Source organism: Bartonella refiksaydamii (assembly GCF_902652675.1).
Lineage (GTDB): Bacteria > Pseudomonadota > Alphaproteobacteria > Rhizobiales > Rhizobiaceae > Bartonella > Bartonella refiksaydamii.
The window spans coordinates 18,317-44,997 of sequence record NZ_LR736295.1; the positions used below are offsets into that span (position 1 = coordinate 18,317).

At 38.0% G+C, this 26,681-nt stretch carries 17 protein-coding genes; 6 read left to right on the plus strand and 11 right to left on the minus strand.

What is annotated here, in order from left to right; translation table 11 throughout:
• Nucleotides 1–55 precede the first annotated feature (55 nt).
• Nucleotides 56–1,879: a glutamine--fructose-6-phosphate transaminase (isomerizing) gene (gene glmS / locus GQO39_RS03795; protein WP_156851013.1), complete on the plus strand. Its 1,824-nt coding sequence runs from the start codon at nucleotides 56–58 to the stop codon at nucleotides 1,877–1,879.
• Between the two features lie 45 nt (nucleotides 1,880–1,924).
• On the opposite strand, the gene recG is transcribed toward glmS, so the two are convergent.
• Nucleotides 1,925–4,033 (minus strand): ATP-dependent DNA helicase RecG, encoded by a 2,109-nt coding sequence (gene recG, locus GQO39_RS03800; protein ID WP_156851014.1) that lies wholly within the window; start codon nucleotides 4,031–4,033, stop codon nucleotides 1,925–1,927.
• Between the two features lie 391 nt (nucleotides 4,034–4,424).
• On the opposite strand from recG, the gene dnaE reads away from it, so the two are divergent.
• Nucleotides 4,425–7,913, plus strand: coding sequence for a DNA polymerase III subunit alpha (gene dnaE, locus GQO39_RS03805; protein ID WP_156851015.1), 3,489 nt, complete (start codon nucleotides 4,425–4,427; stop codon nucleotides 7,911–7,913).
• A 201-nt stretch (nucleotides 7,914–8,114) separates the two neighbouring features.
• On the opposite strand, the gene GQO39_RS03810 is transcribed toward dnaE, so the two are convergent.
• Nucleotides 8,115–9,368 carry an FAD-binding protein gene (locus GQO39_RS03810; RefSeq protein WP_156851016.1) on the minus strand — a complete coding sequence of 418 codons (1,254 nt, stop codon included), beginning with the start codon at nucleotides 9,366–9,368 and terminating at the stop codon, nucleotides 8,115–8,117.
• Between the two features lie 32 nt (nucleotides 9,369–9,400).
• Nucleotides 9,401–9,649, minus strand: a complete 249-nt coding sequence (locus GQO39_RS03815; protein ID WP_007553821.1) for a zinc-finger domain-containing protein — start codon at nucleotides 9,647–9,649, stop codon at nucleotides 9,401–9,403.
• A gap of 320 nt (nucleotides 9,650–9,969) precedes the next feature.
• Here GQO39_RS03815 and GQO39_RS03820 point away from each other — a divergent pair, with 320 nt between their 5' ends.
• Together GQO39_RS03820 and ppx are read left to right on the plus strand one after the other, a co-directional pair.
• The gene (locus tag GQO39_RS03820) at nucleotides 9,970–12,153 is read left to right on the plus strand and encodes an RNA degradosome polyphosphate kinase (RefSeq protein WP_156851017.1); all 2,184 of its coding nucleotides are present in this window, start codon (nucleotides 9,970–9,972) and stop codon (nucleotides 12,151–12,153) included.
• A 6-nt stretch (nucleotides 12,154–12,159) separates the two neighbouring features.
• Complete coding sequence (gene ppx / locus GQO39_RS03825) at nucleotides 12,160–13,671, plus strand: exopolyphosphatase (RefSeq protein WP_156851018.1); 1,512 nt, start codon at nucleotides 12,160–12,162, stop codon at nucleotides 13,669–13,671.
• 234 nt (nucleotides 13,672–13,905) lie between these two features.
• Here ppx and rnd read toward each other — a convergent pair whose 3' ends face one another.
• Complete coding sequence (rnd, locus tag GQO39_RS03830) at nucleotides 13,906–15,060, minus strand: ribonuclease D (protein WP_156851019.1); 1,155 nt, start codon at nucleotides 15,058–15,060, stop codon at nucleotides 13,906–13,908.
• Nucleotides 15,061–15,196: 136 nt separating this feature from the next.
• Between rnd and aspS the strand changes: the two genes are divergently transcribed.
• Together aspS and parC are read left to right on the plus strand one after the other, a co-directional pair.
• A complete protein-coding gene (gene aspS, locus GQO39_RS03835) occupies nucleotides 15,197–16,990 on the plus strand; it encodes an aspartate--tRNA ligase (protein WP_156851020.1) in 1,794 nt (597 codons plus the stop codon).
• An 860-nt stretch (nucleotides 16,991–17,850) separates the two neighbouring features.
• Nucleotides 17,851–20,100: a DNA topoisomerase IV subunit A gene (parC, locus tag GQO39_RS03840; RefSeq protein WP_156851021.1), complete on the plus strand. Its 2,250-nt coding sequence runs from the start codon at nucleotides 17,851–17,853 to the stop codon at nucleotides 20,098–20,100.
• 101 nt (nucleotides 20,101–20,201) lie between these two features.
• Here parC and GQO39_RS03845 read toward each other — a convergent pair whose 3' ends face one another.
• From GQO39_RS03845 to purC, 7 genes are all read right to left on the minus strand, one after another.
• Nucleotides 20,202–21,458, minus strand: a complete 1,257-nt coding sequence (locus GQO39_RS03845; RefSeq protein WP_156851022.1) for a multidrug effflux MFS transporter — start codon at nucleotides 21,456–21,458, stop codon at nucleotides 20,202–20,204.
• 68 nt (nucleotides 21,459–21,526) lie between these two features.
• Nucleotides 21,527–21,859 carry a Grx4 family monothiol glutaredoxin gene (grxD, locus tag GQO39_RS03850; protein WP_156851023.1) on the minus strand — a complete coding sequence of 111 codons (333 nt, stop codon included), beginning with the start codon at nucleotides 21,857–21,859 and terminating at the stop codon, nucleotides 21,527–21,529.
• Between the two features lie 99 nt (nucleotides 21,860–21,958).
• Entirely contained in the window at nucleotides 21,959–22,192 is a 234-nt protein-coding gene (locus GQO39_RS03855) for a BolA/IbaG family iron-sulfur metabolism protein (RefSeq protein WP_007553831.1), read from the minus strand.
• 69 nt (nucleotides 22,193–22,261) lie between these two features.
• The gene (gene purL / locus GQO39_RS03860; RefSeq protein ID WP_156851024.1) at nucleotides 22,262–24,475 is read right to left on the minus strand and encodes a phosphoribosylformylglycinamidine synthase subunit PurL; all 2,214 of its coding nucleotides are present in this window, start codon (nucleotides 24,473–24,475) and stop codon (nucleotides 22,262–22,264) included.
• 302 nt (nucleotides 24,476–24,777) lie between these two features.
• Nucleotides 24,778–25,449: a phosphoribosylformylglycinamidine synthase subunit PurQ gene (purQ, locus tag GQO39_RS03865; protein ID WP_007553836.1), complete on the minus strand. Its 672-nt coding sequence runs from the start codon at nucleotides 25,447–25,449 to the stop codon at nucleotides 24,778–24,780.
• 12 nt (nucleotides 25,450–25,461) lie between these two features.
• Nucleotides 25,462–25,701 carry a phosphoribosylformylglycinamidine synthase subunit PurS gene (gene purS / locus GQO39_RS03870; protein WP_156851025.1) on the minus strand — a complete coding sequence of 80 codons (240 nt, stop codon included), beginning with the start codon at nucleotides 25,699–25,701 and terminating at the stop codon, nucleotides 25,462–25,464.
• Nucleotides 25,702–25,787: 86 nt separating this feature from the next.
• Nucleotides 25,788–26,552, minus strand: a complete 765-nt coding sequence (purC, locus tag GQO39_RS03875; protein ID WP_007553840.1) for a phosphoribosylaminoimidazolesuccinocarboxamide synthase — start codon at nucleotides 26,550–26,552, stop codon at nucleotides 25,788–25,790.
• Nucleotides 26,553–26,681 lie beyond the last annotated feature (129 nt).

Below are 26,681 nucleotides of genomic sequence, written 5' to 3' on the forward strand. Positions count from 1 at the left end.
GTTATTGAATGTTTTATGGGATATATAAATCTAGGATGTGAATTGGAGCTTTTTAATGTGCGGAATTATCGGAATTCTTGGAAATAGATGTGTTACATCCTCTTTGATTGATGGTTTGAAGCGCCTTGAGTATAGGGGGTATGATTCATCTGGCATAGCGACAGTGCATGAAGGGCGTCTTTATCGTATGCGTGCTGAGGGGAAGCTCATTCATTTAGAAGAAAAATTAAAAAAAATACCTCTAAAAGGAAATTTAGGGATTGGTCATACGCGTTGGGCTACGCACGGAGTCGCGGTAGAGCGGAATGCTCATCCTCATGTAACTGAACGACTTGCGATTGTTCATAATGGAATTATTGAAAACTTTGTAGAATTGCAACGAGAACTCGTTGAGGATGGTTATATTTTTGAAACAGAAACGGATACAGAGGTTATTGCACATTTAATTACGCGCGCATTAAAAAATGGTCTTTCTCCCCAAGATGCAGTGCGCACGAGTTGGAAAAGGTTGCAAGGTTCTTTTGCTCTTGCTCTTATTTTTGCAGGTGAAAACAATCTTATGATTGCTGCTTGTTCTGGTCCGCCGCTAGCAATTGGCTACGGAAAAGATGATTTTTTTGTCGGATCAGACGCTATTGCTTTGGCTCCATTCGTGAATCGTATTAGCTATATGAAAAATGGGGATTTGGCTGTTTTGACACGGGAAGGTGTAACAATTTACGATGCCAACAACAAACAGGTAAAACGTCCTTTTACAACATTGCTTGAAGGAGCTTTATTGGTTTCTAAGGGGAATCACCGTCATTTTATGCACAAGGAAATGTTTGAACAACCTGAAGTGATCTCTTGTAATTTGGCACATTATCTTGATCTTGGAAATTGCACGGTTCGCCCACTTGAGAATTTGATTGATTGGAAAAATATTAATCGAATACTCTTTGCAAGTTGTGGAACGGCTTATTATTCGACTTTAGTTGCACGCTATTGGTTTGAGAGATTTGCTGCTTTAAGTGTTGATAATGATGTTGCTTCGGAGTTTCGTTATCGTGAACCACCCATGACATCCGATGTGTTATCAATGTTTGTTTCTCAATCTGGTGAAACAGCCGATACATTGGCTTCGTTGCGTTATTGTAGCGAGCATGGTGTGAAGACAGCAACAATTGTGAATGTTGAGCAATCGACAATAGCAAGGGAAGCTGATTTTGTTTTACCAACACTCGCTGGGCCGGAAATAGGTGTTGCCTCGACAAAAGCGTTTACCTGTCAATTGGCAACGCTTGCTGTGTTGGCGCTTAATGCTGCTAAACAACGTGGGTATCTTTCTGAGACGGAAGAACGTCAGTTTGTCCAACAATTGGCAGAAATTCCTCGGATTTTAAAAGAGGTTTTAAAACTAGATAACAAGATTGAAGGGATTTGTCGTAATTTAGTAAACGTAAAAAGTGTTCTTTATCTCGGGCGAGGGACCTCTTATCCAATTGCATTGGAGGGAGCGCTTAAACTGAAGGAGCTTTCTTATATTCATGCCGAGGGTTATGCGGCAGGTGAGTTAAAACATGGGCCTATCGCATTGGTGGATGAGACAATACCAGTGATTGTTGTAGCGCCTTATGATCGGTGGCTTGAAAAGACTTTTTCTAACATACAAGAAGTGGCAGCGCGCAATGGTCGTATTATTTTGATAACCGATAAACGAGGGGCAGAAGCAGTGCATTTTGATACATTATCAACTATTGTTTTGCCAGATGTTTCAGAATTTATTGCGCCTATTATTTATGCTTTACCTATTCAGTTAATCGCTTACCATACAGCTGTTTTATTAGGAACAGATGTTGATCAACCCCGTAATTTAGCAAAATCAGTTACTGTTGAATAAAATTCACCTAAGGATCTTAATTTTATTTGATTGCTTTTTTTATTGTTATCCTGCTCGTAACAGACGTGTAGCGTCGTCGCGCCCAAAAAGATAGAGGAGCAAGCGTAAAGCTTTCCCTTGTTCTGAAGAAAAGTTAGGATCACGTTGCAGAAATAAACGTGCATCTCTTCTTGCCATTAACAGAAGATCGCTATGGACCGCAAGGTTTGCTATATGAAACTCAGGCATACCAGATTGTCGCGTTCCTAAAAGCTCTCCTTCTCCTCGTAAACGCCAGTCTTCTTCAGCAATTTTAAAACCATCTTCTGTATTGCGTATAATATTAAGGCGTTTTGCGGCCATTTTTGTTAGTGGATCTTTATAAAGCAAAATACAGGAAGATTTTTTTTCTCCTCGTCCTACACGTCCACGCAATTGGTGTAGTTGTGAAAGTCCAAAATGTTCGGCATGTTCGATAACGATGATTGAAGCATCCGGAATATCCACTCCTACTTCAATGACTGTAGTTGCAACTAAAATACCTATATTTCCGCATTTAAAGGATGCCATAGCTGCTTCTTTTTCATCTGTTGACATTTTTCCATGTATCATACCAACATGTGCTCCAAAACGCTCTTGGAGAATAGCAAAACGGGACTCAATTGAAGTGAGCTTAAGGTTTTTTGATTCTTCCACTAACGGACAGATCCAATAGAGTTTTTCTCCTTTTTCTAATGCAATGGCAACTCGTTCTATGAGTTCATCAATACGTTTCAAAGAAAGCGTTGCTGTTGTAATTGGTTGGCGTCCCATCGGTTTTTCGGTAATTTTGGAAACATCCATGTCACCAAAAGCGGTTAGAACTAATGTGCGTGGAATCGGAGTGGCAGTCATAACCAGCATATCAGGTTTATAGCCTTTTGCTGTGAGGGCAAGACGTTGATGCACACCAAAACGATGTTGTTCATCGATAATGGCCAAAGCAAGATTATTGTAAATGACGGTATCTTGTATAAGAGCATGGGTTCCGATAATAATAGAAGCTTGGCCTGATAAAATATCGTTCAAGATATTTGTACGCAATTTTCCTTTTTCTCGTCCTGTTAAGAGAACTGTTTTTAATCCAACCTTTTCGGCAAGAGGTGCAATTGTAGCAAAATGCTGGCGGGCAAGAACTTCTGTTGGAGCCATTAATGCCGACTGTCCTGCATTTTCAGCAATCTGCGTCATCGCTATTAGCGCAACAACAGTTTTTCCTGCTCCTACATCACCTTGGAGAAGTCTTAACATTGGTTCTTGTGAAGCGAGATCATTAGCAATATCTTTTATTGCCTCTCTTTGTCCATTCGTAAGTTGAAATGGCAGGGTTTGCAGTAATTTTTTAGTGTATATTTCTGTTGATGGACGAGAAGCACCTGAAAAAGATTTAGTCTTCAAGCGTACAAGTCCAAGAGCTAATTGGCTAGCGAGAAGTTCATCATAGGCAAGACGTTTACGTGCTAGACTTTCTAAGGTTAGATCATCGGGATTGATGGGGGTATGGATGCGGCGTAAAGCAACAGAAAAAGAAGAAAAGTTTTGTTGTTTTTTTACACTTTCCTCTATCCATTCTGGTAAGGGAGGAATATAATCGAGGGCGTTTTGTATTGCACGTCTTAGTGTTTTTGCTGATAACTCCGCAGTAGAGGGATAAATAGGTTCAATCAGCGGCATTTGATTTGATTGTTCGCTTGGTGTTATATAATCTGGATGCACCATTGAGAGTTGTCCATTAAACCGCTCAGCTTTACCTGATACAATAACTTTTTTTCCTTCCGGTAGTTGTTTTTTTAGCCAAGAAGGTTGAGCATGAAAAAAGACTAAATTTATTTTCCCTGTTGGATCATGTGCAACGACCTTATAGGGTAATCGGTTACGGCCAATTGGGGGCGGTTGATGCTGATCGATAACAATTTCGAGAGTAATGGTGACTCCTTCTTGTGCACAAGCAATGTCGGGACGTATTCTACGGTCTATAACGGAATAGGGCATTAATTGAAGAAGATCAATAAGGGTAGGATCACGTTGCATAGGGTTAATGTTTAAGACTTTGGCAAGTAAGCTATATACTTTAGGTGTTACCCCAGAAAGGGTACGGATAGAATTAAAAAGAGGGGTAATAAGGCTTGGAGGCATAAGAAAATTTAGCCTGCTCTTTTTGTTTTTTCTAGTGCTTTAAAAGAGCTTTTTGGGGATAAGTCATAGAAGAGAAATTGCTTTATTTACACTTTGAGTTTTAGTAGAAAAGTAAATACTTAAAGAATGCATAAAATAAAAATAGTGCAAAAAAGAGTGTTAAGTTAATATGTGTAATACTCTATATAATTTGTTCCTTATTTACTGTGAATAAAGATATTTTCTTGATGAAGGTCTTTTATAAATAGCAATAGGACAGGAATGCGCATCAATATGCGGGGGATAATAAATTTAATAGATTGAAAGGTACGATAAATTATATAGTTTTTTCTATTATAATACAGGTAAAGGTTGAGATCTGGTATTTATTTTGTAGTGGGAAATTGTGAGAGTGGTGGAAGATAAAAGTAAAATACGAGATAAAAAAAAATCTCTCCCTCGTTTTATTCATTTAAGGGTACATTCTGCTTACTCACTGCTCGAAGGAGCTTTAAAAATCCCACAAATTATTCAGCATGCGATTTCAGATCATACACCAGCGGTTGCTATTACTGATACTAATAATTTGTTTGGTGCTTTGGAGTTTTCTCAACATTGTTTTTTGCATGGGATCCAACCTATTATTGGTTGTCAGCTTGCAGTTGATTTTGGTGATGAAAATAATAATCTGCCATTTGTTAAAGGGCGCTCTTCTCCTGATTTTTGCTCTCTTGTTTTCTTAGCTGCTAGCGAAAGTGGTTATGCGCATTTGGTTCGTCTCGTTAGTCGTGCTTATCTTGATAAGTGTGATACTGATCCTCCTCATATCAAAATCGATTGGCTGTTGTCACACAATGAAGGAATAATCGCTTTAACAGGTGGCAAGGGAGGACCTATTAATTTTTCTTTGGTCGAAGGTAAAAAAGAACGTGCTGTTGAACGTTTAATTTATTTAAAAAAAATTTTTGGTGATCGTCTTTATGTGGAATTACAGCGACATGGCGCCTATAACCGAAAAATAGAGGCTGCACTTATTGAGTTGGCTTATACACATGAAATTCCTCTTGTTGCTACCAATGAGGCTTTTTTTCTGAATAGGCAAGGATATGAAGCGCATGATGCGCTGATGGCGGTTGCGGAAGGCCAAATTGTCTCTAATCTAGAACGTAAACGTGTGACGCCGGAGCATTATTTAAAGTCACAAGATGAAATGGTTTCGTTGTTTTCTGATCTTCCTGAAGCTTTGGAAAACAGCGTTGAAATTGCATTACGTTGCCATGCTGCTACGCAGACTCACAAACCGATTTTGCCTCGTTTTATAGAGCAATCTGTTGATTCAAATTTTACTTTAGAGATAGAAGATAGTGAATTGTTAAATCAAGCTAAAGCTGGTTTAAAAATGAGGCTTGAAACAATTGGATTGGCTGAAGGATATACGATTGCAGATTACGAGCAGCGACTTGATTATGAAATTTCAGTTATTACACGTATGCAATTTTCTGGCTATTTTCTTATCGTTTCAGATTTCATAAAATGGGCGAAGTCCAATGGTATCTCTGTTGGTCCAGGGCGTGGTTCTGGTGCTGGTTCGCTTGTTGCTTATGCATTGACTATCACTGATATTGATCCATTGCGTTTTTCTCTTCTCTTTGAACGTTTCCTTAATCCAGATCGTGTTTCTATGCCGGATTTTGATATAGATTTTTGTCAGGAGCGACGCGAAGAAGTTATTCATTATGTTCAAAAAAAATATGGGCGTGATCAAGTTGCTCAAATTATTACGTTTGGTAAATTACAAGCGCGTGCGGTGCTACGTGACGTTGGACGTGTTTTAGAAGTGCCTTATCGTCAAGTGGATTATCTTACGAAATTAGTTCCTGCTACGCCTGGAAGTCAGGTTGAATTGGCTGATGCTATCAAGGATGAACCAAAATTTGAGGAAGAAAAGAAAAAGGATCCTGTCGTTGCACGCACATTAGATATAGCACTTCAGTTAGAGGGGCTTTATCGTCATGCATCGACCCATGCAGCAGGGATTGTTATAGGTGATCGACCACTCTCAGAGCTTGTTCCGATGTATCGTGACCCTCGTTCCGATATGCCTGTTACACAATTTAATATGAAATATGTTGAACAAGCTGGGTTGGTAAAGTTTGATTTCCTAGGGTTGAAAACGCTCACTGTTTTGAAAATGGCAGTAGATTTTGTTGCTCGAAAGGGTATCAAAATAGATTTGTCGAATATCCCCCTGAATGATGAAGCGACCTATGCTATGATGGCACGTGGTGAAACGGTTGGTGTATTTCAGGTGGAAAGTTCTGGGATGCGCAAGGCGCTGATTGGGATGAAGCCAGATCGTATTGAAGATATTATTGCTCTTGTAGCGCTTTATCGCCCTGGTCCGATGGAGAATATTCCAACCTATAATGCACGCAAACACGGGGAAGAGGAAATCGCTTCTATTCATCCTAAAATAGATCATCTGATTAAAGAAACACAAGGTGTTATTGTCTATCAGGAGCAGGTGATGCAGATTGCTCAGGTGCTTGCTGGTTATTCACTTGGGGAAGCGGATTTATTACGTCGCGCTATGGGTAAAAAGATTCACAAAGAAATGCAAAAACAGCGTACACGTTTTGTGAATGGGGCTGTTGCTGGTGGTGTTGATAAGGATCAGGCTGATATTATTTTTGATCTTTTAGCAAAATTCGCAGATTACGGTTTTAATAAGTCGCATGCCGCTGCTTACGCGATTGTTTCTTACCAAACAGCTTATATGAAAGCACATCATCCCGTTGAGTTTTTAGCTTCTTCAATGACGTGTGATATGGCGAATACGGATAAGTTAAATGATTTTCGGCGTGAGGCATTAAGATTGGGTATTAAAGTTATTGCACCTTGTGTGCAAACATCACATCGTGTTTTTGAGGTTGGTGATAATTGTATTTATTATTCTCTTGCTGCTATTAAAGGTGTTGGAGAAGCGGTAGTTGATCATATTGTAGCTTGTCGTGGAAATAAACTTTTTAAGGATCTAGAAGATTTTTGTGAGCGTATTGATCCTCGTATTGTTAATAAGCGTGCGATGGAAAGTTTGGTTTGTGCTGGTGCGTTTGATTGCTTTAATATTGCACGTGAGATTTTGTTGGCGAATCTTGGAACTCTTCATGCATACGGACTTCGTATTCTTGATAATAATTCTAGTGGGCAAATTGATATATTTAGAATGACGGGTGGGTTAAAAGAGTCCTTAATTTTATCGCAAGCATCTCCTTGGTTACTGGATGAAAAACTTTATCGAGAATTTCAAGCAATAGGTTTTTACTTTTCTGCTCATCCTTTGGATGAGTATCGGGCTATGCTTGTTAAAAAGCGTGTACAAACTTGGGCTAATTTTGCCAATGCTGTTAAAGGAGGGGCAACTGCTGCTAGGCTTGCTGGAACTGTCGTGGCAAAACAAGTGCGCAAAACAAAATCTGGGAAGAAAATGGGGATTATTCATTTTTCTGATACGAGTGGGCAGTATGAAACAATTCTCTTTTCCGAGGGGCTTTCAAATTATGAGGAGATACTAGAACTTGGAAAATCTTTTATCATTACTGTGGGTGCAGAAAATCGCTCTGAGGGTATTAGTTTGCGACTTGAAACAGTTCAATCTTTGGAACAGGAGGTGTTGCAGCATCATAAAATGATGCGTCTCTTTATAAAAACAGTTGATATGTTGCCGCAAATTGAACAAAATTTGAATCCTAGTGGTAATGGTGAAGTGGGGCTTATTCTCATTCAACAGGATGGATTACGGGAAGTCGAAATTATGCTTCCAAAGCGATACAAGGTTAATGCATATGTAGCGAGTGCTATGAAATTGGTGCAGGGTGTTGTTGATGTAGAGTTGATTTGAGTAGGATTCTACGGTGACTTCTTGTTTTGAGTGGAAGTATTATCTTTATTAGCGGTTTAAATTGGGGATTTGAAGCGAGCCTTACATTCTGAAAGATTTTTTTCAGATATGATACATTTCTAATGTAATAAAATTAAAAAATGCACCTATTTCATTTATGAATATCCAAGGTAACTTGGGGATTATGAATTTTATAATTTTTTACTGCACAGCGCTTCGCTTCATTTTTGCTAAGTTCATGGCATTATAACTATAAAGCCAATCGAGACTTGACATAATAGCTTCTGATGTACGAATTTTCATTACGAAATTACGTGCGATTGCTATAGGACCAGTTGCATGATAAACTATTCTATTGAAATCTCCACGTTTTTTTACCGCAGCAACGCGGGGATTTCGTGTTTTTTCGTAGAATGAAAGAGCTTCAATGAGTGAAAGATCTTTCATAGAGAGTGTTTCTGCCAATGTGGCGGCATCTTCTATTGCCATAGCAGCACCTTGTGCAGCGAAAGGGAGGGCAGCATGTGCACAATCACCAACAAATACTTGTCTTTCTAGTCCTAAAAAACGATTTTGTTTCATTTGAAAGACTGGCCAATAGCTCCATTCGTCAATATGGTCAAAGATTTGCAAAATTTGCAGGTTCCAATCTTTGAAAAAAGATTTCAAGTTTTCTTTATTTCCTTTATGCGCCCACCCTTCTTTTGAATTTTCGCTATGAGTAATGGCGACAAAATTAAAAATTTTTTCGGATGATTGAATGGGATATACAACAAGATGGTTTTTGGGTCCCATCCAAGCAGTAATTGTTTTCACATTTTGCAATAAAGAACGAAAGCCTTTAGGGAGATGTTCGAATTTTTTTATTGCGCGCCAAGCAATAAAGCCGCTAAAATCTGCCGTTTCATAAAAAGGAGCTAATTTCCGTAATGTGGACCACACTCCATCACATCCGATAAGAAGCGGCGTTGAATAAAATTGGGGTTGTTGTGTCTCAGTTGGCACATCTGTTTTTATTGTTTTTATATGAATGCTGTTTGTGGTTGTTTGGGTAGACGCTACAACAGCTTCGCCTGTTTTATATTTAATAAAAGGATTTTTAACAACAGCGTTGTATAAAACTTTTTGTAAGTCGGCGCGATGGATTGTAATATAAGGCGCTTTCCAGTTTTTTTTTGATAAATTGAGAAGATCAGCACGCAGTCGCGTTTTTAAAGATACTCCATCTCTTAATTCAAGAAAGTGCGGTGTTGTACCTACTTCAGTAAGTTTGCCAAGAATTCCCCAATGAGCAAGTATACAGGTTGCATTTGGGGTGAGCTGAATACCAGCACCTACAGCATCAAGCTGTTTATGCTTTTCGAAAATGGTACTTGCAATTCCTTTATGGGCGAGTGCCAAAGCAGTAACTAAACCAGCAATACCTGCTCCAACAATGATTGGCGATTGATCCATAAGTACTTCATATTGAAAAAGTCGAGAACACACTATAACGAATCGCTCGGATGATAGAGACATCCTGTTGGGTTCGTTTGGTTGTAGGATAGTGAAGAAACATAGCGATAAAGTGTTGAACAATAAGGGCAAATTTTTTCGTCAGCTGATCCCATGTCGATAAAAATATGGGGATGATCAAATGGCTGTGTAGCACCCACACACATAAATTCTTTTACACCAATTTCGATTGTTCTACATCCAAGATCATTTTGGAAATAGGGAATGTTGTGATCAGCCATGGTGTATAAACTCCCGATAAAACACCTTAATCAGGTATGATTTTGATCCTCTATTCTATATATATCAGTTTGTAATAAAGCTTATAATAATGCAAGGTGCTTTCCTAAAAAAAACTAATTATCTTTTATGTTATACCGTTTTTTCGTGCGTTCTTAGCATTTCGTGTATGGAAAGAGCTCCAAGTGTTTTGAAATATTAAATGTAAATAACATAAGAAAAATTGAACATTATAGACTATTATACGATAACATATCATAAAGTGTTTTGTGAAATATTTGTTCATAAGGATTTCGGAAATAAAAAAGATTAGCTAGAATATATGAAACAAATGGTGGCAGATCAGAGTTTAATGTCGGATATAACGATGAAAGATCCGGCGCGGTTTATTAATAGAGAATTTTCATGGCTACAATTTAATAATCGTGTATTGATGGAAGCTGCTAATCCGAAGCATCCTTTATTGGAGCGGCTAAAGTTTCTTTCGATTTCAGCAAAAAATCTTGATGAGTTTTTTATGGTTCGTGTTGCTGGCCTTGCTGCTCAAATTCGTGCTGGAGTTACATCGTGTAGTGCAGATGGGCGCACACCGCAGGAGCAACTTGATTTTGTGTTAGCTGAGATTTCACATTTGCAGGTTAATCAACTACAAGAATTGAGTCTTTTACGTTACGAGTTAAAACAGAATGATATTGAAATTGTTTGTTCTAGTGGGCTTTCAAAAATTGAAAGATTATGGCTCGAAAAATATTTTCTTGATACGATTTTTCCTGTTTTAACACCTCTACCTGTTGATTCTGCTCATTCTTTTCCATTCATTCCTAATTTAGGGCTTTCACTTGCGCTTCAGTTGTCTCACTGTACAGATCAACACTCATTCATAGTGTTGTTGCCTATCCCAATTGTTTTAAGACGTTTTATTTTCCTTCCTCAAGAAGAGGGCAATCATTTTCGTTTTATAGCGTCTGAAGATGCTGTTAGTCTTTTTATACGTCATGTATTCCCTACTTATGAAGTTGATGGAATTGGTACATTTAGAGTTATTCGCGATAGTGATATTGAAGTAGAAGAAGAGGCTGAAGATCTTGTTGATTTTTTTGAAGCAGCGCTTAAAAGGCGTCGTCGCGGTCAGGTTATTCGAATTGAATTTAATGCAAAGATGCCAAAGAATTTACGCCGATTTATAGCGGATGGACTTGCTGTTCCTGATAATTGTATCAGTGTGTTCGATGGATTTTTGGCGCTTAATATGATATCAGAGATTATCTCTATCCCGCGTAATGATTTAAAATTTGTTTCTTATAATCCCCGTTTTCCTGAATGTATTCGGAAGCATAATGGTGATTGTTTTGCTGCTATTCGTGAAAATGATATCGTGCTTCATCATCCTTATGAGTCATTTGATGTTGTGATCCAGTTTTTACGTCAAGCTGCTAGGGATCCTGATGTTGTTGAAATTAAACAAACTCTTTATCGCACATCGAATGATAGCCCAATTGTCAGCGCTTTGATTGAAGCTGCTGAACAGGGGAAGTCAGTGACCGCTTTAGTGGAACTTAAAGCGCGTTTTGATGAAGAAGCAAATATTCGTTGGGCGCGTGATCTTGAACGTGCAGGCGTTCAAGTTGTTTTTGGTTTTATTGCATTAAAGACACATGCTAAGATGTCACTTATCGTGAGGCGTGAAGGAAAACGTCGTTGCTCTTACGTTCATCTTGGAACTGGAAATTACCATCCAATTAATGCTAAAGTTTATACCGATCTTTCTTTTTTTACCAATGATGATGATATTGCTCATGATGTTGCATTATTGTTTAAATATATCGCGCAGTATGCGCGTCCAAATAAGGCAATGAAAGTTGCTTTTTCACCTTTAACATTGCGCAGTCGTATTCTCAAACATATTGAAGGAGAAATTACCAATGCGCAACAAGGGCGGTTTGCTGCTATTTGGATGAAAGTCAATGCATTGGTTGATCCTGAAATTATTGACGCTTTATACCGTGCTAGCCAAGTAGGAGTGCAGATTGATTTAGTTGTACGTGGTATCTGTTGTTTACGTCCTAGTATTGTAGGAATTTCAGATAATATTCGTGCAAAATCAATAGTAGGCCGCTTTCTTGAACATAGTCGCATTTTTTGCTTTGGTAACGGTGAGGATTTACCTAATGAAAATGCACTTGTTTATTTAGGGTCTGCTGATATGATGCCACGCAATCTAGATTATCGTATTGAAATATTGGTTCCAGTTTTTAATAAAACGGTTCGTCAGCAGATTCTTTTACAAATTATGTTGGCTAACATCATTGATAATCAGCAAAGCTTTGATATACTGAGCAATGGCACATCAAAACGCATAACGCCGCAAAGAGGTGAGAGACTGTTTAACGCGCAGGAGTATTTTATGGAAAATGCAGGTCTTTCGGGTGGGGAGAGATCTTTCGAGTCTTCTGCTTCGCGTTTGATTGCGTTGCATCGGCAACAAGCCGAAGCGCATAAAGACTGAAATTCAATGACATATATAAATGCTCAAGGTCGGCTAAAAGGATGCAAGCCTATCGCCGTTATCGATATTGGCTCAAATTCTGTTAGGCTTGTTGTTTACGAAGGACTTGTCCGTTCACCAACAGTTCTATTTAATGAAAAAGTTCTCTGCGGTCTTGGTCAAGGAGTTGCAAAAACTGGATTTTTAGAAGAAAAATCAATGAAAATGGCATTGCGAACACTGAAACGGTTTCGTGCACTTTGTCGACAAATTGGAGCAGATGAGATCTATACTCTAGCAACAGCAGCAGCGCGGGACGCAAAAAATGGGTTAACATTTATTCAAAATGCTGAAAATATTTTGCAAGATAAAATATACCTTCTTTCGGGAAATGAAGAGGCTGTTTATTCAGCGTACGGAGTTGTTTCTACCTTTTACCGACCCAAAGGTATTTCTGGTGATCTTGGGGGAGGAAGTCTTGAGCTTATTGATGTTGATGATTCTGATATGGGTGAAGGGATAACTCTTCCATTAGGTGGTTTACGATTACAGTATATGTCCAATAATAATATTACTGTCGCTGAAAAAATTGTACATGAGCAATTTTGTAAATCTTCTTTCCTTCGTAAAGGCATGGCACGTTATTTCTATGCAGTAGGAGGAACTTGGCGTAATTTGGCAAAACTTCATATGATAACAAAACACTATCGACTACCTGTGATGCATGGCTATGAAGTTGATGCAGTTGAGATGGAGGATTTTTTGCGTTTTGTTGTGAGTGGCAGTATTGATGATATGGAAGGGATTTCAGCTGTTTCAAAAAATCGCCGGCAGCTTTTGCCTTATGGGGCAATCATTCTTATTGAACTTATTCGCTGTATAGGTTTTGAAAAAATATTTTTTTCTGGAGCTGGAGTCCGTGAAGGCTTTCTTTATTCACGATTATCGCCAAAAATTCGTCTTTCAGATCCTCTCATTGCGGCATGTATGGAAGTGGCTATTCTACGAGCCCGTTCACCAAAGCAAGCAGAGGAGCTCATTGATTTCACGTCCAATGCTTTTGAAACTTTTGGAATTTCAGAAACGGAAAATGAATGTCGTTACCGTAAAGCTGCTTGTCTTCTTGCTGATATTGGTTGGCGTATACATCCAGATTATCGTGGCAATGAGGCCGCTCATCAGATAGCATTAGGATCTTATCCGGGAATCTCTCATGAAGGGCGTCTTTATGCTGCGCTGGCTGTGTTTTTTCGTAATACAAGCTTACTCATTGATGAAGAATCTCTTCCCATTTTTCAACTGGCTACCAGAAATATAATTGAAAAAGCACGCATTCTCGGTACAACTATGCGTATTGCTTATCTTTTTAGTGCTTCTATTGCAGGCATTCTACCTCACTTGTCATGGCGTAAAAAAACAGATCATGTTGTATTGTACATCCCGAGGCGTTACGCTGATTTAATGGGAGAACGTCCTCTCGGACGGTTGAAGAAATTATCAAAAATAATAAAAATACCCCTTGCTTTTGAAACTTTCTGATTCTTTTTCTCCTAAGATATAAAAACCTATCCATATATCATATTGCTGCGTATTTTAGATACTAAATCATCATATAGAGTTTATTTCCATTTATATTGAGATATAATGAAATTAAAAAATTTTAATCTTTTGATTTTTAATCAATTTTTTTATTCACAAAAATGGATAGTTTTCTTCTTTAAAAGATTTTTGTTGCAAAAAGCTTAGTATACAAATGATTATTTTTTTTGTATATTAGAACTGTTTTATGCTTATTTCTCCGTTGCTAAAATAAAAGCCTATTTGACCTTTTAGCATTTGTTCGGCTTTCTGCCCAAATATCTCATAGCGCCAACCATTCATTGCAGGAATATTTTTCTTTATACATCCATTTGCGATTTTTTCTAAATCATTGGAACTTGCAATAATTTTTGGTGCAATATTATTTTCATTGGCAACAAGTTTTAAGAGTACTTTGAGAAGATCGATAGCAGCAGTTGTCGTATCATTAAGTGGTTTATGCTTAGGTAGGGCAGGTAAAATCGCAAGATCGGCTTCTAAGCCTTCGTGAATAGCTTTGATTAATGTCTGTGCGATTGAGAATTTATCCCAGTTTTTGCTAAGACTACGCAAACGTTTTAATGAAGATTCATCTTTTGGTTGTTGCGTTGCGATTTCGATAAGGCATTCATCTTTCATAATATGGCGACGTGGAATATTATATTTTCGTGCTTTACGTTCACGCCAAGCCGCTATTTTTTGTAATACAGCAAGCTCACGAGGTTTTTTGACTTTTCCTTTCACTTTTTTCCATGCTTCATTTTCTGGCAAATCATAAGTTTTGGGTGATAATAAGATTGCTATTTCATCATCCATCCAGTGTATGCGTTTGTTTTTTTCTAACTGCTTTTTCAATAAGAGGTAAATATCTCTCAGATAGGTTACATCGGCAAGTGCATAAAGCAGTTGTTTTTCGGAAAGAGGCCGGTAGCTCCAATCTGTAAAACGAGATGATTTATCAAGTTGATGCCCCGTGCAGCGTTGTACAATTTGGTCATAGGAGATAGAATCACCAAATCCACAGATTGATCCTGCTATTTGTGTGTCGAAAAGAGGGGAGGGAATAATTCCTCCGATATGATAAATCGTTTCAATATCTTGGCGTGCCGCATGAAAAACTTTGACAACTTTTTTATCTACCATTAGATCAAAAAATGGTTGCAAATCAATATCTTGTGATATTGGATCAATCAGAACTGTAGTGTCTGGTGATGCAAGCTGGATTAGACACAGTTGCGGCCAAAAAGTTGTTTCGCGGATAAATTCAGTATCGACTGTTATAAAATCTGAGGTACGTAAAGTAGCAAGTGCGATTTCAAGATCTGTAGTTTGTGTAATAAGATTCATCATTATTTTATTATAACCAGATAAATTAAATTTGTCTTTTATTGACTTTTTTTTTGAGTCTTTATCCTCATATCTTGACAAATGGTTGTTAAAAAGCGTTTGTAGCGCATGTGAAATATTATAATTAAAGGCAAAAGCTATGCACCGTTATCGCAGTCATCATTGCGCTGCTCTTCGTAAATGTGATGTAGGAACAGACGTTCGTCTTTCGGGATGGGTTCATCGTGTTCGTGATCATGGAGGAATCCTTTTTGTAGATTTGCGTGATCATTTTGGAATTACACAAATTGTTGCTGATCCTGCTTCGCCAGCTTTTAAAATTATCGAAAAAGTGCGTTCTGAATGGGTTATTCGTGTAGATGGGGAAGTATGCGCACGTTCTGATGAAGTTATTAATACATCTCTCCCAACCGGCGAGATTGAAATTTTTGCAAAAGAGGTGGAGATTCTTTCGAAGTCTGATGAGCTTCCTTTACCTGTTTTTGGCGAACCTGATTATCCAGAAGATATTCGGTTGAGGTATCGTTTTCTTGATTTACGTCGCGAAACTATGCATAAAAATATAATGCGTCGTACTGAAATTATTGCTGCTATCAGACGTTTTATGCAAGATGATGGTTTTACGGAATTTACCACGCCGCTTTTGACAGCGTCATCACCGGAAGGAGCGCGTGATTTTTTGGTTCCAAGTCGTATTCATCAAGGAAAATTTTACGCATTGCCACAAGCACCACAACAGTACAAACAGTTGTTGATGATGTCAGGTTTTGATCGTTATTTTCAAATTGCTCCGTGTTTTAGAGATGAAGATCCACGGGCTGATCGTCTTCCAGGAGAATTTTATCAATTAGATGTTGAAATGAGTTTTGTTGAACAGGAAGATGTTTTTATAACAATGGAGCCCATTATACGTTCTCTTTTTGAGGAGTTTGCAAATGGAAAGCCTGTAACACAAAATTTTCCTCGTATTTCCTATGATGAAGCAATGCGGAAATATGGCTCAGATAAGCCTGACTTACGTAATCCGATTATCATGGAAGATGTTTCTCGGCATTTTTATGATTCTGGTTTTAAAGTTTTTGCTCAAATTTTGGCAAATGATGAAAAAGCACAGATATGGGCTATTCCGGCTAAAACCGGTGGAAGCCGTGCTTTTTGTGATCGTATGAATGCATGGGCACAAGGTGAGGGACAACCAGGGCTCGGTTATATTTTCTGGCGCGAAGAAGAAGGGAAGTTTGAAGGGGCGGGGCCTATTGCTAAAAATATTGGTATGCAGAGGTCTGAAGCACTCCGTACACAGCTTGGACTTGAAAATGGTGATGCCTGTTTTTTCGTGGCAGGAGATCCAAAGAAATTTGCATCTTTTGCGGGAGCGGCACGTACGCGGGTAGGAGAAGAATTAAACCTTGTTGATCGGGAGTGTTTCTCTTTAGCATGGATTGTTGATTTTCCATTTTTTGAATGGAATGAAGATGAAGAAAAGCTTGATTTTGCTCATAATCCTTTTTCCCTGCCTCAAGGGGGACAGGATGCGCTTGAATATCAAGATCCTCTTACTCTTAAAGCTTTTCAATATGATCTTGTATGCAATGGTTATGAGATTGCTTCGGGCGGAATCCGTAATCATTCACCAGAAATGATGCTTAAAGTTTTTAATCTTGCTGGTCTTTCTAAGGAAGTGGTAGAAAATCGTTTTGGTGGTCTTTATCGTGCATTCCATTATGGGGCACCACCGCATGGTGGTATGGCGGCAGGTATTGATCGTATTATTATGCTCTTACAAGGTGTCAAAAATTTACGTGAGGTTGCTTTATTTCCTATGAATCAGCAAGCACTTGATCTCTTGATGAGTGCTCCATCTGATGTTTCTGCTGCACAATTACGTGATTTAGGAATCCGGATTGCTCCTGCTGACAAAAAGAGTTCATAAAGTTGCTGAAGTTTGAATGTTGGTGACACTTTTTTACTGTGTGTTGTAAAATTTTAATATCTTCAATGATGTTAGAGCATATACGGTTGATAACAAACTCAGACCTATGATTCTTAGTTTTTTAATGATGCAGTAAAACACCTATCTTAGTTTAGTAAGAATAATGCAGTGTTGCTAAACACTGTAATATGCTGAAAAATTTGAATTTTATAAGCTTTAAATGCTTTGTAAAGCTCATCATATAAAAACTGGATGTGGTTGTTATGCAATATGGCTGATTGTTAAAGATCTATAAGATTAGAGAACTCATTTATCGTCAGATTTTCAGAAAAACATAGGGTAACAATGGGATTTTTTTTGAAATATTTGCACTCAAAATATTAGTAGCGATAAATTGTTGTTATTAAAAATATTATGAGGATTCGTTTTCAGAGTGTTTTCGCATTGTTTTTAAGGAAATCATATAACGCGTTTGGTTTGTCTGGATATATCAACTTCAAATGAGTAATAGCATTTTTTAGATTTTCTGTTTATCCTGAAAATGCTCATTGCCAAGTTTAACGATGGATGTGTTCTTTATTTCTTTAGGGGCTGTTTATTTTTTGTGTTAATTTTTTTAAGACAGTATTTTATCATTCTTGCAAATTTTTTTTGAATGAATTCGTTGAGTATTTTCATATACTATTTTAAATATACATATAAATTTTTCAAATTGATATAATTGTTTGTTCATGTTTTAATTACAATGGTTATTTTTATATAGTCGATTTTTGATAAAAATAGTCGACTCATGAGAGATTTTACTGAAGAAAGCTTATAAAATAATTTCTCATTATTGGGGGAATTGTTATTCTGATATTGTGTCTGATAAAATGAATTTACCTTTTGATAAAGAACATATTGAGCCAATAGAATTACGGTCTGCTTTACAAGAGCGTTATTTGGCTTATGCGCTTTCTACTATTACACACCGTGCATTACCTGATGTGCGTGATGGTTTGAAACCTGTGCATCGGCGTATTGTCCATGCAATGCGTTTGCTCAAACTTAACCCAGGGCAGTCCTATGCGAAATGTGCACGGATTGTTGGTGATGTCATGGGAAAATTTCATCCACACGGTGATGCATCTATTTATGATGCATTAGTGCGTTTGGCGCAGAATTTTGCTGTGCGTTATCCATTGGTTGATGGACAAGGTAATTTTGGTAATATTGATGGTGATAATGCTGCTGCTATGCGTTATACGGAAGCGCGTATGACTGAAGTGGCAGCATTGCTGTTGGAAGGAATTAATGAAAACGCCATTGATTTTCGTTTAACCTATAATGAGGAAGATGAAGAGCCTGTTGTTTTGCCGGGAGCTTTTCCTAATCTTTTAGCAAATGGTTCATCCGGTATCGCTGTTGGTATGGCGACATCTATTCCACCCCATAATGTTGCTGAGCTCTGTGATGCGGCACTACATTTAATTGCACATCCCAATGCACATGATGAGGAATTAAATCAATTTGTGCTTGGTCCTGATTTTCCAACAGGTGGCATTTTAGTTGAGCCTAAAAAAAGTATTGAGGAATCTTATCGGATAGGGCGTGGTTTTTTTCGGCTGCGTTCGCGTTGGCATCAAGAGTCCGGTAGTCGTGGTTCTTATGTGATTATTGTTACTGAAATTCCTTATCAAGTTCAAAAGTCACGACTTATTGAAAAAACAGCAGAATTACTGCTTGCTCGGCGATTACCAATGCTTGAAGATATTCGTGATGAATCGGCAGAAGATATCCGTATCGTACTTGTTCCTAAAAATCGTACAATTACCCCTGAACTCCTCATGGAATCCCTTTTTAAATTGACTGATTTTGAAGTAAGATTTCCTCTTAATCTTAATGTTTTGTCTTTGGGAAAAATACCGAACGTTCTTTCTTTGCGCGAAAGTGTGCAGCAATGGCTCGAACATCGTCAAGAGGTGCTTATTCGTCGCTCTCATTATCGGCTTGATCAAATTGATTGCCGATTAGAAATTCTCCATGGATACCTTATCGCATATTTGAATCTTGATGAGGTCATTCAGATTATTCGTGAAGAGGATGAACCTAAAAAGAAACTAATCGACCGTTTTAAATTAACCGAGAATCAGGCTGAAGCTGTTCTTAATATGCGGTTGCGGTCTCTCCGTAAGCTCGAAGAATTTGAAATTCGTAAGGAGTTTGAAACCCTGAAGGCTGAAAAAGAAAGATTGCAGAGTCTGTTGGCTTCTCATACAAAGCAATGGAAAATAATTTCAGAAGAAATCATAAAGGTTCGGAAAATTTTTGGTCCTAATACTCTCTTAGGGAGAAGGCGTACAACATTTGAAGAAGCACCAAGACATGATATTGGTGACATTCATCAGGCAATGATCGAAAAGGAACCAATTACGATTGTTATTTCTGAAAAGGGGTGGATGCGTGCTTTAAAAGGACATTTAAGTGATTACAAAGCACTTTCTTTCAAAGAAGGGGATTGCTTAAAGTTAGCATTTCCGGCGTCTACTACAGATAAGATTGTGCTGGTAAGTACTGGCGGAAAATTTTTTGCTATTGGTGCAAATAGTTTGCCTAGAGGGCGTGGGCATGGTGAACCAATTCGTATTTTAGTTGATATGGATGATGAACATGATGTTCTTACAGCTTTTGTACACAATGCAGAGGAAAAACTTCTCTTAGTTTCATTGCACGGAAATGGCTTTATTGTACCTGCAGGCGAGGTAGTTGCTAATACACGAAAAGGTAAACAGATTATGAATGTGAAGCTCCCTGATAAAGTAAAGCTTTGTGTTCCGGTAAAAGGTGATCATGTCGCAGTGGTTGGTGAAAATCGTAAAATGCTTATTTTTGCTATTGAACAAATACCAGAAATGAATCGTGGTAAAGGTGTTCGTTTACAACGTTATAAAGAGGGTGGTATTGCCGATGCCAAAACTTTTAATTTATCAGAAGGTTTAATTTGGCAAGACGCAGCTGCACGCTGCTTTAATCGCCAAGTTAATGATCTCCATGAATGGATGGGAACGCGCGCTGGGGGAGGGCGTTCAGTTCCGAAAGGCTTCCCAAAATCAGGAAAATTCGCCAATTAATCAATATAGTATATTTAATTATTAGTTTATAAAAGCACAAAAAAGAATGCTTTATGATTTTATTACTTGGTAGGAGTGTTGTTGAGTTTTCCTCACAGCTTTTATTCATGAGGGTTACTATTATGTTGTCTAAAGAGATGCCCACGTTCGGCCCATAAAACTAGAACTATAGCGATGAGGCTAAGAAAGAAAAAACCTGCCGAATTAGGGATGGTTGTTTCGTTAAATTGTTGCGCAATAAAAAAGCTAAGACCCGTTCCAATAGATGTTTGAAGAAAGCCAGATACAGAAGATGCTGTTCCTGCAATTTTTCCTACAGATTCAAGAGCAAGTGTGTTGAAATTTGCCATAATGCCGCCGCACGCAAACATTAATACGCAGAATAACAGCATGAAAAAAGGAAAAGGGACAACGCCATCTGCTAAGATGGATCCTACAAACCAGATGAATGAGGTAGCACAAAAGAGTAAAAGCATTGTGTGTGCAATGCGACGCATTCCGAGGCGTCCGACAAGTTGAGAATTAAAGAATGATGATAGAGCTTGAAATGCAGCGCCGAGAGCAAATGCAAGGGGGAACCAGAGACCTAAGTTATAAATCCCTTCATATGTTTGTTGTGATGTATTAACGGCAGTGAAAATACAACCTAAAATGATAGAAGTGGCCAGTGTGTAGCAAAGTGTTGTGCGATTGGTTATAACAATCCATAAATTATGTCTGATCGAAGAAAAGGAAAGAGAGCGTCGTGCATAAAGAGTTTCAGGTAAGCGCAGTTGAATCCAAATCATGAGCCCAAAACCAATCATTGCCATGAATATAAAAATAAATTGCCAGTGCCCAAACAGTAGAATAACTTGTCCCGTTGCGGGTCCAATCATTGGTGCAATAAGAAAAACCATCATGACGATAGACATGACTTCTGCCATTTTTCGACCACTATAGAGATCACGTACAATGGAAACTGTGAGTACACGCATAGCGGCACCTCCCATACCTTGCAAGATACGTAAAATAAGCAATAAAGAAAAATTGGATATAAAAGCACAACCAATCGCCGTAAATGAATAAAAAGCAAGACCGATGAGAAGAATCTTACGTCGCCCATAACGATCACTTATTGGGCCAAAAAATATTTGTGTAATGCCATAGCTAATAAGATAACTGGAAATGATATAGTGCTGATCATTTTCATTGATAGCATGTAAGCTATTTAAAATATCAGGCATTGCCGGCAGCATAATGTCAACGGCTATAGAATTGATGGCCATAAGCGCACCAATGAGAATAACAAATTCTTTATAGCCAATTTTTTTTCTAATCGTATCACTATGCGTTTGTTCGTCGATTAAATATGACATATGCATCCTTGAAATAAAAGTTTCGACTGAACACGACTCTATAAAAAATTGGATAAAACGAGGAATACTTATGTTTTTTTGCAGGGAATGTTTTTTTCTATTAGCAGTTCTTGCAATTCGTTGTTTTGAAACATTTCTTTAACAATATCACAGCCCCCAATAAATTCACCTTTTATATACAGTTGCGGAACTGTTGGCCAATTTGAATAGTCTTTGATTCCTTGACGCAATTCATCAGAAGTTAAGATATTAACTCCTTTATAATTTAACTCTAAATACTCAAGAATTTGAACAACTTGTCCTGAGAAGCCGCATTGTGGAGCATCCGGTGTTCCTTTCATGAATAAAATGATATCATTTGTTTTAATTTCGTTGTCAATAAACTTATGAACAGTGGTCATCTCTATTCCTCGATATTGCAGATTTTTATAAGTGTGAATTTACGTTTGCATTATTTTCTAATCGTATTGAGTGAATGAATGCAAGAAGAAATTTTTCAATTATTTAGGAGTATTCGTTTGTAGCGCTAAAGCATGGAGTGCATTTCCCATATTGCCTTTAAGAGCATCATAGACCATTTTATGTTGCTGAACACGGCTTTTACCGAGAAAACTTTCAGAAATAACTTCTGCGGCGTAATGTTCTCCATCGCCAGTAAGATCATGAATTGTTACAGTTGCATCAGGAATGCCTTCACGAATAAGTGCTTCAATTGCACTGGCACTCATTGCCATGATTATTCTCCTGTGTTTGTTAATTTGTTTATAAGAGTAGCATAAGGTTAAAGAGAAATAAAAAAAATTTTATTTTTCGCCCATAAATTCTGGAAACCAGTTTTCATAGGCTTGCATGAGTTCATATACAGAAAGTTTTAATACCCCATCTATATCAAGCAAAGTACCCTCAACTATACCAAGCTCTGTTAAGGAAACGGCACTTATTTGTGCAAGTTCTTTAAAGCTATTAAGCGCTTCAGGTTTAACTGCTAAGAGATAACGTCCTTGGTCTTCTCCAAAAAGTTCTGCATGCTCTGGTGATCGATTACTTAATTTTGCTTTGATTCCTTTACCTGCTTTAATGACCATTTCTGCAAGTGCAACAGCTAATCCTCCGTCAGAAATGTCATGCGCGGCATGAACAAAACCACGATGAATGACATCTCTAACAAATTGACCATGTTTTTTTTCAAGTTGTAAATCCACATGAGGTGGTGTGCCGGTATCAATATTTAAAATGTCTCGCACGTAGATTGATTGTCCCAGATGAGAGCCGCAAGCTCCAATCAAAATAATATTATCTCCATGTTGCATACCGCTGATCGTCACCATTTTAGACCAGTCGTCAAGAAGACCAATACCAGCGATTGTGGGAGTAGGAGGGATTGCTTCTCCGTTTGTTTCATTATAAAGAGAGACATTGCCTGAAACGATAGGAAAATCAAGAACTTTACAAGCTTCACCTATGCCTTTAATGGCAAAAACGAACTGTCCCATAATTTCAGGTTTTTCAGGGTTCCCAAAATTGAGATTATCTGTAGCGGCTAGTGGTGTTGCGCCCGTAGTGCTAATATTCCTCCAGCATTCTGCAACTGCTTGTTTCCCTCCTTCATAGGGATCAGCTTCACAATATCGAGGTGTCACATCAGAAGAAAAGGCAAGGGCACGTTTGTCATTATTGCTTACACGGATGACTCCTGCATCGCTTCCTGGACGAACAAGTGTATTGCCTTGTATGAGGGTATCATATTGTTCATAAATCCATCGTCGTGAACTTAAATTTGCAGAGTTTAGTAGCGTAAGGAGTGCACCACCAAGATTTTCAACTTTCTCAACGTCTTCTGCTTTAAGAGGTGTTTTTTTAGCAGGCTCACTCCAAGGGCGATCATAAACAGGTGCTTCATTACCAAGTTCTTTGATGGGAAGATTAACGACTTCTTCTCCTTGATGCTTTACGCAAAAACGTAAATTATTTGTTGTTTTTCCAATTATAGAAAAATGAAGTCCCCATTTGTGAAAAATTTCAGCTGCTTGTTGTTCCATTTCTGGTTTTAGAACCATGAGCATACGCTCTTGGCTTTCAGAAAGCATCATTTCGTAGGCTGTCATGTTTTCTTCACGAACAGGAACTTTATCGAGATTAAGTTCTATACCCAAATTTCCTTTTGCTCCCATCTCAACAGCAGAGGATGTTAAACCTGCTGCTCCCATATCTTGGATAGCAACGACAGCTCCTAGTTCCATAAGTTCTAAGCAAGCTTCAAAAAGGCATTTTTCCGTAAAAGGATCACCCACTTGAACGGTTGGACGTTTTTCACTGATTGAATCATCAAATTCGGCAGAAGCCATTGTTGCTCCACCGACACCATCACGTCCTGTTTTAGCTCCAAGATAAACAACAGGAAGCCCTACTCCTTGCGCTTTTGAGTAAAAAAGAGAGTTTGTTTTTGCAATTCCAGCGGCAAAGGCGTTGACAAGGATATTACCATTGTAACGCTTATCAAAATTTACTTCTCCCCCAATGGTTGGAACACCAAAAGAATTTCCATAGCCACCGATTCCAGAAACTACACCAGAAACAAGATGGCGTGTTCGAGGATGATCAGGAGAACCAAATCGCAATGCATTCATGGCTGCGACAGGACGGGCACCCATTGTAAAAACATCTCGTAAAATGCCACCAACACCTGTTGCTGCACCTTGATAAGGCTCAATGTAGGAGGGATGGTTATGACTTTCCATTTTGAAAATCACGCATTGACCTTCACCAATATCCACAACGCCAGCATTTTCACCAGGTCCTTGAATAACACATTTTCCTTTTGTTGGGAGAGTTTTAAGCCACTTTTTAGATGATTTATAAGAACAATGTTCGTTCCACATTGCAGAAAAAATTCCTAGCTCAGTAAATGTTGGCTCTCTCCCAATTAAGGCTAGGATATGTTGATACTCATCATCTTTTAAGCCGTGTTGTGCAATTAATTTTGGTGTAATGGCGATGTTATTATTGCAAGGATTCATGAGTAGTTTATCCGTCAAATTAATTAAAATTTAGCATTTTTATTATCCTAAATCTAGCAGCTTAGATCATAAGTGGTTGCATTGTTTGATAAGGTAGCAGTTTACAAATCATTAACTGAGATTCTGGTGATTTATTCGATGTTTCAAAGACCAGAAACGGCTTTTGAATAAATCTTTGTGTATTTTTAGAGAAACACCATCCAATGGATCTATAAAGCATTTGATTCGTAAATTTATTACGTAGGAAATGATAGAGATTTTCGACTTTAAAAAGGTTAAATAACATAATTTCTCTTTTATTACTACCCATTTGCCAATTCTAAAGCACTTTGGAAAAGTAAGCGGCCATCAGTGCCACCATGTGCGGGCTCAATGAAATTTTCAGGGTGAGGCATCATACCAAGGATATTACCAGCTTTATTGACAATACCAGCAATATTATTAAGTGAACCATTAGGGTTTGTATTTTCAGCATAGCGGAAAACAATTTGCTCATTATCTTCCATTTGTTTTAATATTGCACCGTCAACAAAATAATTTCCATCGTGATGTGCAACAGGACAGCGAATGATTTGTCCTTTAGAATAATACCGAGAAAATCTTGTACTGTTGTTGGTTACTTCAAGTTTTATGTCACGACAAACAAATTTTAACGAAGCATTACGCATTAAAGCACCGGGTAATAATCCAGCTTCCAACAAAATTTGAAATCCATTACATATGCCGATTATTGTAACACCTTTTTCTGCTTTTTCACTAACGGCTTGTAAAACTGGTGTTCGTGCGCCAATAGCACCACATCTTAAGTAGTCCCCATAAGAAAAACCACCAGGAATAACAATGACATCTACATCTGGAATTGTTGAATCTGTTTGCCAAATTTTGAATGGTTCAACTCCTGTTATATGATGTAATGCTGCGATCATATCTCGGTCGCGATTTAGTCCAGGTAATTGAATGATAGCAGTTTTCATGGAGAGTTCCACTTAAAGAAGTTCTATAGTGTAATTTTCAATAACAGTATTTGCGAGTAATTCTTCACACATTTTTTCAAGTTTTTGCTTTGCCGTTTCAGCAGGCTGATCATCAAGCACAACATCAAAAACCTTTCCTTGGCGAATAGAGTGAATGCCTTTAAAAGCTAAACTTTCTAAAGCATTAACAACCGCTTCTCCTTGTGGATCAAGAACGCTGTTTTTTAAGGTAACTGTGACGCGTGCTTTCATTTTTTATTTCCTATTGCTAAAATTCTTCTCCTTGAAGAGGTCTACACCCCAATATCAAGGAAGGCGATATAATGTCACCTTATTGTTTATTTTACCAAAACGGGACCACTTGGTCGCGGAGGTTCATTTTCATTGATGATTCCGAGACGTTTGGCAACCTCTTGATAAGCGTTAATAAGTCCACCCATATCACGCCGAAAACGATCTTTATCCATTTTTTCTTGTGTTTGCATATCCCATAGTCGGGCAGAATCAGGAGAGATTTCATCAGCAAGAACAATGCGCATCGTTTCATCTTCCCACAAACGACCAAATTCCATTTTAAAATCAACTAATTGAATGTTAACACCTGCAAAAAGCCCAGAAAGAAAATCATTAATACGAATCGCAAGTTGCATAATGTCTTCTATTTCTTGTGGAACAGCCCATCCAAAGGCAGTAATATGTTCTTCAGTTACCATTGGGTCATCAAGAGAATCATTTTTATAATAAAATTCAATGATGGATTGCGAAAGAGCGGTTCCTTCTTCTAATCCCAAACGCTTAGAAAGAGAGCCAGCGGCAATGTTTCTAACAACAACCTCCAATGGAATAATTTCAACGGCTTTAATGAGTTGTTCGCGCATGTTTATACGCTTGATAAAATGTGTTGGGATACCCAAACGGCTAAGATGGCTGAAAATATGTTCAGAAATACGATTATTTAAAACCCCTTTTCCGTCAATAATTTCGTGCTTTTTTGCATTAAAAGCAGTTGTGTCATCTTTAAAAAATTGAATATAGGTCCCTGGTTCAGGTCCTTCATATAAAATTTTGGCCTTGCCTTCATAGATACGGTGGCGACGATTCATTATGATTCTCTATTGGTTTGAAAGGTTTTAAACAGCGTTGATAAGTGATACTACCCTAATTGGCAGAAATTCTCAATGATTGCTATAATACTTCTTACAACTTTTGTCATTGTAGCTCTGCCAAAGAAA